This window comes from Leifsonia sp. Leaf264, assembly GCF_001422325.1.
Taxonomy (GTDB): Bacteria; Actinomycetota; Actinomycetes; order Actinomycetales; family Microbacteriaceae; genus Orlajensenia.
In genome coordinates, this window is the sequence record NZ_LMMR01000007.1 from 385,973 (window position 1) to 397,970 (window position 11,998).

Below are 11,998 nucleotides of genomic sequence, written 5' to 3' on the forward strand. Positions count from 1 at the left end.
CTGAGGGTGATATCCATGCCAGAACGTCGCAGTTCACAGACGGATGCGACAGATCGTCCGGACTCCGTCGACCGTCAGGCCGACCGGATCGGCGCGACCCTGCCCACTGTTCTCGACATCGTGCGCCTGCCCGTGCTGCAGGACGGCGATCCCGAGGTCGTGGCCGGCCTCGGAGCACTCGACAGGCCCGTGCGCTGGGTGCACGTGAGCGACAACCTCGACGCCGCCGACCTGCTCGACGGAGGCGAACTCCTGCTCACAACGGGAGCCGGGTGGTCGGACGATCCGGCCGAGCTGGTGGCCTTCGTCGATCGGCTGGTGCAGGTCGGGGTCGCCGGACTCGTTCTCGAGCTCGGGGGTCGACTCGATGCCGTGCCCGAGGCTCTCGCCACGGCCTGCGAGTCGGGCGGACTGCCGCTCGTCGTGCTGCGGCGCATCGTCAAGTTCGTGGCCGTGACCGAGGCGGTGCACAGCAGCATCATCCTCGAGCAGGCCGATGCCCTGCGGGAACGCGACAGGCTGCACGAGCTGTTCATCGGGCTCAGCCTGCGGGGGAGCACGGCCGAGTACATCGTCGGGCGGCTCGCCACGGTGCTGCGGTGTCCCGTCGTGCTCGAGGACGTGAACCACCAGGTGGTGGCGGCCGAGATGCTCGACGCCGGCGACGAGGCCCTCGCGGGCTGGGAGGCGACGTCGCGGTCGCTGCACCGGGGGTCGGCGACGGATGCCGCAGGCTGGGACACCGTCGCCGTCGAGGCCCGCGGCATCCGCTGGGGTTCCCTCGTGGCCCTTCCCGGTGAACCGCACACGGCCGGCCGTACCCAGGTCATGGAGCAGGCGGCTGTGGCGCTCGCCATCGGACGGCTCGCCGAGGGAGACGCCGACGAGTGGACCAGGCTCGGCAACGAGCAGCTCCTCGCCGACCTGCTGGGTGCGCGCTACACCTCGGACGCCGGTATCGCTGCGCGCTTCGAGGCCGCGGGGATGCCCGTGCGCGACAGGTTGCTGGTGGGTGTTGCCGTGCAGGGCGGCGACCTCGGCAGCCTCGACCCGCAGTCCGCAGCCGAGGTGCTCGGGGGCCCGGTGATCGTCGCGTCGCAGTCCGAACGTCCCGGGCAGGTGCTGGCGCTCTCGGTTCCGGTCGGGGCTCGGTTGACGGATGCCGTGTTCGAGGAGTTCGCTCGGCGCTCGGCGCGCGGCGGCCGCGGCGGTCGCGGCGTCGGTGGGAGTGCCGGCCTCGTGGTCGCTGTCGGCGCCGTGGCGCGCGATCTCGGCGGCCTGATCGCCTCGATCGAGGAGGCGCAGGAGCTGCTGCGCTCGCCGCGGGAGGAGAAGTCCCGCGGGATCACGGTGCTGCGCGCTGAGAACCGCCCGCTGCTGCGGCTCGTCGCCGCCTTCGCGGGCGACCCGCGCTTGCAGGCCCACAGCGAGCAGATGCTGCGGCCGCTCATCGAGTACGACCTCGAGGTCGACGGCGACCTCCTCGCCGTGCTGCTCGCCTACGTGTCGCATCCGGGCAACCGCACGAAGGCCGCGGCGGCGAGCCATCTGTCGCGCTCGGTGTTCTACCAGCGCATCGCCCTCATCGAGGACCTGCTCGACGTCGACCTCGACGACGGCGAGACCGTCAGTGCCCTGCACGCGGCGCTGTTGGCGCGGCGGTGAGTTCCGCCGCTCAGCGAGCGGGCGGAGTGATGTACACCTTCCGGATGCGATCGGCCACGCGCCAGATCGTGCGCTGGCCGGCGTGCAGCCGCCCGATGTCGCCGACGCCATAGGCGACCTTCTCGCCGGTGTCGACGAATTCCACCTCGGCCGAACCGGCGATGACGATGAACAGCTCATCGACCTCGGTGTCGCTCATCGCGCCCGCTGTCATCTCCCAGACGCCGACCTCGCCGGCGCCGAGGGGCTCCAGCTCGGCGTAGCCGGTCTGCGGCGTTCCGTCGACGACCTGCTCGGTGGCGACGGGGTCGAACGTCAGCTGGAGCGCGAGCGCCGCGGTCCTCAGGGTCGAGTCGATCATGGCTACCCCGCCGCCAGGGTCTTCGCGATGTCCTCGGCGCTCTGGTCGCCACGGCGCAGCACGTAGGCGACAACGGCCAGGGCGAACAGCGTGAGCAGGAACATCACCGTCGAGACCGCCGCGATCTCCGGCCGGAGACCAACGCGCAGCGACGCGAAGATGTACACGGGCCACGGCGTGGAGCCCGGCACCTGCACGAAGCTCGACACGATGGTGTTGTCGAGGCTCAGCGTGAACGACATCAGGGCGCCGGCCCAGATCGCGGGGCTCGCCACGGGCAGCGTGATCTGGGTGAAGCGGCGCCATGGCGTGGCGTAGAGGTCGGCGGCCGCTTCCTCGAGGGAGGCGTCGAGGCCGGCCATCCGTGCCCTGATGATGAAGGTCACGACGGCGACGGACAGCACGGCGTGGGCGACGACGAGGCGCACCAGGCCGTTGTTGAACACGCCGATGCCGGCATCGGTTCCGAGGCTCACGAACCACGGCAGCATCGACACGGCGTCGACGATCTCCGGGGTGAAGAGCGTGATCGCGAGGATGCCCGTCGCCAGCACCACGCTGAGCGAACTCGCTCGCGAGCGTGCCAGCGCGATGCCGCCGAGGGTTCCGAGCACTGTCGAGACCAGGGCGGCACCGACGGCTGCCGTCAGCGAGGTGATCACGGAACCCACGATCACGGGGTTCGCCAGGGCGGAGGTGTAGGCCGTGAACCCGAAGCCCTGCCAGGAGGCGAGCAGCCGACCCGTGTTGAACGAGTACACGAACATCACGATGATCGGCAGGAACAGGAAGGCGAACACGGCGACGCCCCAGACCGTGAGCGTGACGCTCACCCCGTCGATGCGACGGCGTCGACGGGGGACCGTCGCCGCCCGGCGCACGCGGGCCGGGTCCGAGGCGGCGACGGCCGCCGTTGCGGTGTCAGCGCTCATGAGGCACCTCCTGGGCGAGTGGCGGAACGATCGGCGGGCAGGTCGACGGCGACCTCGACCCGGCGGGCGCGGCGCACCAGCGCGCGCACGATGAGCGCGGCGCCGCCGAAGACCGCCACGGCACCGGCGATGAAGATCATCAGCAGCACGGCCATGGCCGAGCCGAGAGCCCAGTTCTGGGCCGTGTTGAACTGGCTGGCCACGAGCTGGCCGATCATGTTGCCCTGCGCCCCGCCGAGCACCGATGCGGTGATGTAGTCGCCCATCAGCGGGATGAACACGAGGAGGCATCCTGAAGCGATGCCCGGCGCCGCCAGCGGGAGCGTCACGGTCCAGAGGGTCTTCCAGCGGTTGGCGCCGAGATCCGCGCTGGCCTCACGGAGCGCCGGCCCGGCCCGGTCGATGGCCACGTAGAGCGGCAGGATCATCAGCGGCAGGTAGTTGTAGACCACACCGAGCTGCACGGCACCGGCCGTGTAGAGCACGTCGAGCCTGCCGTCGATGAGGCCGAGGTTCTGGAGCGCATCGGAGACGAAGCCGCGCGGCGACAGGATGATCTGCCAGCCGAGGGTGCGCACCAGGAAGTTGGTCCAGAACGGCACGAGCACCAGGGCCAGTGCGAGCGGTCGCCACTTCGGAGCGAGCTTCACGGCCAGCCAGTAGGCGAAGGGCACCGAGATGAGCAGGCAGATCAGCGTGCCGACGACGCCGATGCGCAGCGTGTTCCAGAAGGTGCCGATGAAGGTGGCGTCGAGGGCCTCGACGTAGCGGTCGAAGCTGAGCACGTCATTGGCGTGCGCGGAGAACAAGTCGGGCTTGTAGCCGAACGAGTACCACAGCACCAGTCCGAGCGGCACGACGAAGAAGAACACCACGTAGGCCCAGGTGGGGAAGCCGAGGGCCTCGTAGCCCGAGATCCGGCGGCGGGAGCGCCGTCGGACCGGCGGTGTCGTCGTGGGTGCAGCGGCATCCGTCGTCATCATGAACCCGCCTTCGCCATCATGCGGTTGAGCGTCTTCACGAGCGCCTCGGCCCCGTCGTTCAACTCGGCCGGAGTGAGGCGCTGGATGACCTCGGCCGACGGGAAGACGAGGTCGGGGAAGTCGAAGTCGTTGTCGGCCGCCATCTGGTCGATGCCCTTCACCCCGGTGCTGTAGCCGATGTAGTCGACCTCGCGGTAGGACACGTCGGGTTCGAGCATGTAGTCGATGAACGCGTAGGCGGCGTCCATGTTCTGCGCACCCACCGCTATGGCCCAGGTGTCCATCCAGAGGTTGGCCGTCGGCGTCGGGTAGACGAACTTCCAGTTGTCCGGGTCGTCGGCGACCAGCAGGCCCTGGCGGGCGTCGCCGTTGAAGGCCTGCATGAGGGTGAAGGTCTCCTCGGGGATGCCGCTCGTCACGGCCGTGGAGTTGAACGCCTTCACGTGCGGTGCCAGCGTGTTCACCAGGTAGTCGTCGGCGGCGGCGAGGTCGGCCTTCTTGGTGGTGTTCGGGTCGATGCCGTTGGCGGCGAAGTAGATGCTGGCCACCTCCCACGGGTCCTCGAGCAGGGCGACGTTGCCGCTCGCCGTTCCCGTCGCGGCCTCGAGGAAGTCGGCCCACGAGGTGAGCTCTCCCGTGATGGCGCGGGTGTCGTAGGCGAACCCCGTCGTGCCCCAGTCCTTGCACACCGAATAGGTGTTGCCGGGGTCCCAGCTCTGGTCGAGGTAGAGCGGGTCGATGTTGCCGATGTTCTTCAGGCGGCTGTGGTCGAGCTTCTCGAGCAGGCCGTTCGCCGCCATCATCGGGATGTAGCTGCCCGTCGGCACGATCACGTCGTAGCCGCTAGTACCGCGGGTGGCGCCGAGTTTGGCGATGAGTTCCTCGTTCGAGCCGTAGCTGTCGAACTGCACGCTCGTTCCGGTCTTCTCGAAGGCCTTGATGTTCGCCGGATCGTCGTAGTCGCCCCAGCTGTACACGTTGAGGTGGCTCTCCACGACGCCGTCGGCCGGCTTCGACGGCGCGAAGGCGGTGCTCTTCGAGCAGGCGGCCAGCACGCTGGTGGCTCCCACGACGATGAACCCCGAGAGCAGTGCTCGACGGCTGATCTGGGCGGATGCCGCCCTCGGCACAAGGGCGCGGATGTCGGGACGGGCCGCCATCAGGCGGCCTCGAACACGCGCAGCTCGGCGGTCTCCCACGAGCACCACACGGCGTCGCCGGTACTGAGTGGCTCGGCCCTGTCCGGTGCCGCCCTCGCGATCAGTTCGGCGCCTGATGCCGTGACGACGACGTACTGGATCGCGTCGCCGAGGAAGGAGATGCCCGCGAGGGTGCCCTCGAGGCCGCCGCCGGCCGGGCGCTGGGACGACACGTGCACGGCCTCGGCGCGGATCGCCGCCCGCACCTCGCTGCCGTCGCGGGCACCGTTCGGCAGGCCCGAGACGGCGAAGGTGCCGTCTGCGGCGATCAGGGCATCCGTTCCCGACACCGTCGCGTCGATGAAGTTCTGCTTGCCGATGAATCCGGCCACGAAGGCGTTCGCCGGCTTGAGGTAGACGTCTTCGGTGCTGCCGACCTGCTGCACCCGGCCGCTCTGCATGACCACGACCCTGTCGCTCATCGAGAGCGCCTCCTGCTGGTCGTGCGTGACGAAGATGAAGGTGATGCCGAGCTCCTTCTGCAGCAGCTTCAGCTCGATCTGCATCTCCTCGCGCAGCTTGCGGTCGAGGGCGCTCATGGGCTCGTCGAGCAGCAGCACCTTGGGGCGGTTCACCAGAGCACGGGCGAGGGCCACGCGCTGCTGCTGTCCGCCCGAGAGCGTCGACGGCTTGCGGTCGGCGAAGCCGAGCATCTGGGCCAGCTGCAGCGAGTCCCTGACGCGCTCGGCGATCTCGCTCTTCTGCACCCGCTTCTGGCGGAGGCCGTAGCCCACGTTCTCGGCCACGGTCATGTGGGGGAACAGCGCGTAGGACTGGAAGACCGTGTTCACGGGGCGCCTGTGCGGGGGCAGGTCGACGACGGACTGGCCGCCCACCACGATGTCGCCGGCATCCGGTTGCTCGAATCCGGCGATCATCCGCAGCAGCGTGGTCTTGCCGCAGCCCGATGGTCCGAGCAGGGAGATGAATTCGCCGGAGCGCACCTCGAGGTCGATGCCGTCGACGGCCGTGGCCGATCCGAAGATCTTGGTGATGCCGCGCAGGCTCACCGACCCCGTGTCGTCATTCGCCCCTGCCGCCGGGCGATCGCCCGCCGGCTGGTTCGCTGGTGCTGTCAGGTTGCCGGATGCAGTGCTCATGTCGGCAGGTCCTCTCATCTGGTGTGGGGCTGGGGGCGGACGGTCAGGAGTCGAAGCCGAGGCCGACGGCGTCGAGGGTCTTCAGGATGAGGTTGCGCTCGCCGCGGTTGTGGTCGGCGCGGTCGAGCGACCAGCGGGTGGCCTGGATGCCGATGGACGCCACCGGCTCGGGCGGGAACGGCAGCGGGCGCGACTTCACCATCTCGAGCTCGGTGCGCTCCGTGGTGCGCCCGGCGAGCAGGTCGAGCATCACCTTGGCGCCGAAGTGGGTGGCCGCGACGCCGAGGCCGGTGTAGCCGGTCGCGTAGGCGATGCGCCCGCCGCGGGCCGCGCCGAAGAAGGCGCAGAACCGGCTGCAGGTGTCGATGGGTCCGGCCCACTTGTGGCTGAAGCGCAGGCCCTCGAGCTGCGGGAAGGTCGTGAAGAAGTGGTTGCCGAGCGTCTGGAAGGTCGCGGGACGGTTCTCGTACTCCTCGCGGATGCGGCCGCCGTAGTGGTAGATCGCGTCGTAGCCGCCGAACAGGATGCGGTTGTCGCGGCTCAGGCGGTAGTAGTGGAACTGGTTCGACGAGTCGCCGAGACCCTGTCGGTTCGACCAACCGATGGCATCGAGCTGGTCGGCGCTGAGCGGCTCGGTCATCAGTGCGTAGTCGTACACCGGAACCGTCTGCAGGGCGTTGCGCTTCAGCAGGCTCGGGAACACGTTGGTGGCCAGCGCCGTGCGCACGGCGCGGACTGTGCCGGTCTGCGTGCGCACGTCGGTTCCCTGGGCCACGCTCAGCCCGGCCGTGTCGAGGCCGAGCACCCGCGAGTGCTCGAAGATCTCGACGCCGGCGGCGGCCGCGGCCCGCGCCAGGCCGAAGGCGAGCTTCGCCGGGTGCACCAGCGCGGAGGTGCGGGTGTGCCAGACGCCGGCGAGGTAGGTGGGGGAGTTCACCTGGGCGCGTACGGCGGTCTCGTCGAGGAACAGCGCGTGCTCGCCGTCGGCGCTCTCGCGCATCCACTCCACCTGATGCGGCTCGACGGCGAGGTCGATGGCGCCGTTGCGCTCGAACTCCGCGTCGATGCCGAGTTCGGCGAGGGTGGACTCGATCTCGTCCAGGTTCGCCAGCCCGAGCTCCTGCAGCCTGTCGAACTCCTGCGGGAAGCGGCTGATGCCGTTCTCGTCGCCGTGGGTGAGGCTGGCCTCGCAGAAGCCGCCGTTGCGGCCGGACGCCGCCCAGCCGATGGTCTTGGCCTCGAGCAGCACGACGCGCGCCTCCGGCCGCTCGCGCTTGGCGAGCAGTGCCGTCCACAGCCCGGTGTAGCCGCCGCCGACGACGACGAGGTCGGCGACCAGATCGCCGGTCAGCTTCGGGTAGGTGGGGGTCGCGCCGGCCTGGTCGTCCATCCAGAACGAGGCCTGCCTGGTGCCGCTGAGCGCGTGATTGACGACGGATGCCGCGGGCCGAGCCCGCTCGAAGACGGTGGTGTGCACTATCGATCACGCTCTCTGGAGGATGGAGCCGGACGGAACCTGCAAGTCGCCGTCGACGCGTTCCTGACATTCTGCCAACCCGTGAACGGGTGGCACGATCGAAAACGTTCGGGATTGCATCCGTTCCGGTCAGATCGTCCGGGGGGCGTGGCGCTCGAGGAACTCGTAGACCTCGGTCTGGTCGACCCCCGGGAAGGTGCCCGTCGGCAGCGCCGCGAGCAGGCTCGTGGGGGTGCGGGCCGCAGGCCACGACTGGTCGGCCCAGCGGTCGGCGAGGCCGGTCGGAGCCCGTCGGCAACACGATTCGTCCGGGCAGTGGCTCACGGCACGGTTGCCGGTCTCGCGGCCGCGGAACCACTTCACGTGCTCGAACGGCACGCCCACGCTCACCGAGTATTCGCCCTCCTTCGCCTTCTCGATGCGCGAGGTGCACCAGAAGGTTCCGGTGGAGGTATCGGTGTACTGGTACCACGGGCTGAAGCGGTCCTCGACGTCGAACACCGTGCGCGCTGTCCAGTTGCGGCAGACCGTCGTGCCCTCGACGGCGCCGAGGGCGTCGCTCGGGAAGCGCACGGAGTCGTTCTCGTAGGCCTTGATGATGGTGCCGGACTCGTGCACCTTCATGAAGTGCACGGGGATGCCGAGCCGGGCCGTCGCGAGATTGGTGAAGCGGTGGGCCGCCGTCTCGTAGGAGACGGCGAAGGCGTCGCGCAGGTCCTCCATGGAGATGCGGCGCAGGTTCTTGGCCTCGGTGAGCACCTTCACGGCGTCGCTCTCCGGCAGCAGGATGGCGGCGGTCAGGTAGTTGGTCTCGACCCGCTGCCGCAGAAAGTCCGCGTAGTTTCTCGGCTCGTCGTGACCGCACAGATGGGTCGCGAAGGCCTGCAGGATCGGCGATCGGGAGTCCCGCGACGCCGATTGCTCCGTGGGCAGGTAGATGCGGCCGTTGCGCTTGTCGGTCACCGAGCGGGTGGAGTGCGGGAGGTCGCCGACGTAGTGCAGCGAGTAGCCGAGGTGGTTCGCCATGTCGGCGACGACCTGCTGCGACACCGGGCCGCCGTTGTGCCCGACGGCCGTGAGAAGCTCCGTCGCCAGGGCTTCGAGTTCGGCGAAGTAGTTGTCGCGGGCACGCATGGTGGCGCGCAGTTCCACGTTGGCGCGGCGGGCCTCCTCCGGGGTGGCCGCTCGCTCGCGGTGCAGCCGGGAGATCTCGTTGTGCAGCGACAGGATCGCCTGCAGCGTCTCGTCGCTCTGGCCCTTGCTGACGCGGATGCGGGAGATTCCGAGCGCCTCGAACACAGGCCCGCGCTGTGCGCGTTCCACGGCGATCTCGAGGGCGTCGCGCGGATCGGTTGCCGCATCCGTTCGCAACAGGTCGTCGACCGTGGTGCCCAGCGCCAGGGCGATGGCGCGCAGCATCGAGAGCCGCGGCTCGCGCTTGCCGTTCTCGATCATCGACACCTGCGACGGCGCCCGATCGACCGCCGTGGCCAGTTGCTCCAGCGTCAGGTGGCTGGCCATGCGGCGGGCCCGGATGCGCCGGCCGAGCGTGAGCGCGTCGATGCCGGACTCCTCGTCGAGGGTCTCTGAAGCGAGTTCATCCGCGCTGATCATGCTCCGATGGTGTCACGGGCATGCGGATGCGGCAAACAGAACAATCGGTGTTCTTCTGCCAGCAACGCGTCAAGCGCCTTGGACGCCCGGCCCAGCGGCTCCACGACTCGCGGCCCGCCGAGCACGATCGGGATGACGTCGGCCGAGGGGTTCTACCCCGAATCCTCGCCGGAGCGGGGGAGCCCGTTCACTCTTCTGCCGACCCCGACGCCGGGTCTGCGGTCACGTACTTCTCCGCCCGCTCGAACACGTCGGCAAGTGACGGGCGCTCGATGATCATCTCGGCCTTCCTGTCGGTCACCGGCTCCGCGTTGATCCTGTCGCGGACCTTCGCGTGCAGGTCGCAGTTGTGCCAGAGGTCGCCTTCATTCGCCTCGTACCGGGCGTACTCGAGGTCGTCGTCCTTCACGGTGAGGCTGACGATGTCGACCTCACCGGCTTCGACGAAGTCCCATCGGCCGGTCTCGCCACGGACTAATGGGATGCGCACGACGATCTCGCCGACGACGTTCTGGTTCACAACAGGTCCGTTCTCTTCGAGGGAGTGTTCGGGGGAGATGCGGGGTTCGGAGTGGTACCACGCGGGGGTCTGGGGAGGGCACTCGCCACCACTGCGGCCGGGCGCTACCCACCGTCAGCGCTGGGTGCGCCGCCTCAGCGCGCCAGCAGCTCGCTCACTGTCGTCACGCTCGCGTAGCTGTCGGCCAGCGCGGCCATGAAGGAGCCGTGCACCTGGGCCGCCGGGATCACGGCGCCGTCGAACTCGAGGTCGGGCGCCGCGCAGGCGTCATGGGCGACGGTCACCGTGAAGTCGAGGTCGGCGGCGGCGCGCACCGTGGAGTCGACGCACATGCTGCTCATCATTCCGACCACGACGAGCTGGTCGGGCTCGAAGGCGCACAGCCGCTCGAGCAGGTCGGTGTCGAGGAAGGAGTTCGGCGACGCCTTCTGAACAACGGGCTCGCCCTCCTGCGGTGCGACGAGCTCGTGGATCTCGACGCCGGCGGTTCCCGGGCGCATGAAGGTGGCATCCGCTCCATCCCAGACGTGCTGCACGTGGATGACGGGGTCGCCGGCCGCCCGGAACGCCGCCAGCAGTTCGGCAGCGCGCCCCGCCGCAGCCTCGGGCTCGACGAGCGGGAACGCCCCACCCGGGAAGTAGTCGTTCTGGATGTCGATGATGAGCAGCAGACGAGACACGGGAGCCCTTTCGAAACGGATGCGGCCCCCATCCTGACACTCCGACGGCGCTGATGCCCGCGCGTGAGGGAGCAGCGTGGCGGAGCAGGACAGGCGCGATGGCCTCAGCGAGCCTGGCGGGCCGACTCCGACACGAGGTCCTCGAAGCGCTCGAGGCTGCGGTCGAGGGCGCGCTGGAGGGCTCCGCCGATCAGAGGGCGCAGCAGACGCTCGATGCGGCTGCTCGGACGCGACGTCGTGGTGAGGACGACACGCACGCCCCCGTCGAACGACTCGATGCGACGCTCGCCGTCGGCATCGGTTCCGGAGGTCGTCGCCCAGGAGAAGGCGACGCCGGGATCGACCCGACTGATGATCGCCGTGTTCGTCATGCGCTGGCCGAGCATGCGGAACTCCTCGACGGTGCTGGTGCCGTTCCGCACCGTACCCGGGGTGTTCTGGCCCATGGCCTCGACGCCCTCGCGCCAGAGCGGGTCGTAGCGATAGTCGGCGAGCACCTGCCAGACGGCGTCTGCGGCGGCGGGGATGAGGCGCTCGGCGCGCACAGTGATGAGTCTGGAGCTTCGGGTGGGCATGGGGTCAGACGCTAATCGCGTCATCGGTCGCATCCATCGGGGGCAGCACCCCTTTCGCGGATGCGGCATCCGGAAGCATCCGCCGTCTGCCACTGGCAGCCCGGTGTCCCCTGACATAGGGTCGGCAGTAGCGCAGGTCGAAGTGATCAGGGGGATTCGTGGGCTATCGCAGTGTCATCGCCGTCGTCGTCGTGTCGGGGGCGCTCATGCTCACCGGATGCTCCGGATCGGCCCAGCCGTCGTCATCACCCACCTCGACGCGCTCGGCGACTCCCACGCCGAGCAGCACGGCCGGCGCCGCGGGAACGGCGACACCGGCACCCACCGACGGTGCGTCCGCGACGCCCGATCCGGCGGCCAGCGTGCCGGCCGCAGCCGCGCAGACCGTCGAGGAGGCCTGCGCGATCATGACCGACGCCGTCGACTCGCTCTCCAGCCTCGACACCGACGACAACATGGCGATGCTCGGCACCGATCCGGCCGCAGCCCAGGCCGCCATCGACGACGCGAGCGCCGACCTCACGGCGGCGGCCGGGAAGGTCTCGAACGCCGACGTCAAGCCCGCGGCCGACGCTCTGGTGGCCTCGAGCCAGTCCTACTTCGACTACCTCATCGCGTTCTCGAGCGACCCGGACTCGATCGATGTCGACGCCTTCGGCGACCAGCTCACGGCATTCTCCGACAGCATCGTGACGGTGCAGGAGCTCTGCGGCGCCGCCGAGTGATGTTCGGTCGGGTGCCTGCACGGCCGCTCTGACGCCAGGTTCTTCTCCCCGGCAGAAGACCGGGCGTATTTCTGCGCACTCATCCGGATCGACGGATGCCGCCTGCCCGCAGTGTTGGTGCAACACACCAGCGCCGCAGCTCGTTGACGGCGCCTGATCCGAAAGGC

At 69.4% G+C, this 11,998-nt stretch carries 13 protein-coding genes; 2 read left to right on the forward strand and 11 right to left on the reverse strand.

What is annotated here, in order from left to right; genetic code table 11:
- The first annotated feature begins 15 nt into the window (after window positions 1-15).
- The gene (locus tag ASF30_RS17590; protein WP_055909704.1) at window positions 16-1,665 is read left to right on the forward strand and encodes a PucR family transcriptional regulator; all 1,650 of its coding nucleotides are present in this window, start codon (window positions 16-18) and stop codon (window positions 1,663-1,665) included.
- Between the two features lie 10 nt (window positions 1,666-1,675).
- Here ASF30_RS17590 and ASF30_RS17595 read toward each other — a convergent pair whose 3' ends face one another.
- From ASF30_RS17595 to ASF30_RS17645, 11 genes are all read right to left on the reverse strand, one after another.
- Window positions 1,676-2,026, reverse strand: a complete 351-nt coding sequence (locus ASF30_RS17595) for a cupin domain-containing protein (RefSeq protein ID WP_055909707.1) — start codon at window positions 2,024-2,026, stop codon at window positions 1,676-1,678.
- A gap of 2 nt (window positions 2,027-2,028) precedes the next feature.
- Entirely contained in the window at window positions 2,029-2,958 is a 930-nt protein-coding gene (locus ASF30_RS22860) for an ABC transporter permease (RefSeq protein WP_235480379.1), read from the reverse strand.
- Window positions 2,955-3,941: an ABC transporter permease gene (locus tag ASF30_RS22865; protein WP_327063150.1), complete on the reverse strand. Its 987-nt coding sequence runs from the start codon at window positions 3,939-3,941 to the stop codon at window positions 2,955-2,957. Before ASF30_RS22865 ends, ASF30_RS22860 begins: the two co-directional genes overlap by 4 nt.
- A complete protein-coding gene (locus tag ASF30_RS17610; RefSeq protein ID WP_055909710.1) occupies window positions 3,938-5,101 on the reverse strand; it encodes a polyamine ABC transporter substrate-binding protein in 1,164 nt (387 codons plus the stop codon). The genes ASF30_RS22865 and ASF30_RS17610 overlap by 4 nt, the downstream gene beginning before the upstream one ends.
- Window positions 5,101-6,240, reverse strand: coding sequence for an ABC transporter ATP-binding protein (locus ASF30_RS17615; protein WP_082468012.1), 1,140 nt, complete (start codon window positions 6,238-6,240; stop codon window positions 5,101-5,103). Before ASF30_RS17615 ends, ASF30_RS17610 begins: the two co-directional genes overlap by 1 nt.
- A gap of 43 nt (window positions 6,241-6,283) precedes the next feature.
- Window positions 6,284-7,717 carry an NAD(P)/FAD-dependent oxidoreductase gene (locus tag ASF30_RS17620; protein WP_055909715.1) on the reverse strand — a complete coding sequence of 478 codons (1,434 nt, stop codon included), beginning with the start codon at window positions 7,715-7,717 and terminating at the stop codon, window positions 6,284-6,286.
- 129 nt (window positions 7,718-7,846) lie between these two features.
- Complete coding sequence (locus ASF30_RS17625; RefSeq protein ID WP_055909718.1) at window positions 7,847-9,331, reverse strand: helix-turn-helix transcriptional regulator; 1,485 nt, start codon at window positions 9,329-9,331, stop codon at window positions 7,847-7,849.
- Window positions 9,332-9,518: 187 nt separating this feature from the next.
- Window positions 9,519-9,851, reverse strand: a complete 333-nt coding sequence (locus ASF30_RS17630; protein WP_055909721.1) for a hypothetical protein — start codon at window positions 9,849-9,851, stop codon at window positions 9,519-9,521.
- A gap of 134 nt (window positions 9,852-9,985) precedes the next feature.
- The gene (locus ASF30_RS17635) at window positions 9,986-10,531 is read right to left on the reverse strand and encodes a cysteine hydrolase family protein (RefSeq protein ID WP_055909724.1); all 546 of its coding nucleotides are present in this window, start codon (window positions 10,529-10,531) and stop codon (window positions 9,986-9,988) included.
- A gap of 104 nt (window positions 10,532-10,635) precedes the next feature.
- A complete protein-coding gene (locus tag ASF30_RS17640; protein WP_055909727.1) occupies window positions 10,636-11,106 on the reverse strand; it encodes an SRPBCC family protein in 471 nt (156 codons plus the stop codon).
- A gap of 163 nt (window positions 11,107-11,269) precedes the next feature.
- Window positions 11,270-11,515 carry a hypothetical protein gene (locus ASF30_RS17645; RefSeq protein ID WP_055909730.1) on the reverse strand — a complete coding sequence of 82 codons (246 nt, stop codon included), beginning with the start codon at window positions 11,513-11,515 and terminating at the stop codon, window positions 11,270-11,272.
- Between ASF30_RS17645 and ASF30_RS17650 the strand changes: the two genes are divergently transcribed.
- Window positions 11,514-11,831 (forward strand): hypothetical protein, encoded by a 318-nt coding sequence (locus tag ASF30_RS17650; RefSeq protein ID WP_055909733.1) that lies wholly within the window; start codon window positions 11,514-11,516, stop codon window positions 11,829-11,831. The genes ASF30_RS17645 and ASF30_RS17650 overlap by 2 nt on opposite strands.
- Window positions 11,832-11,998 lie beyond the last annotated feature (167 nt).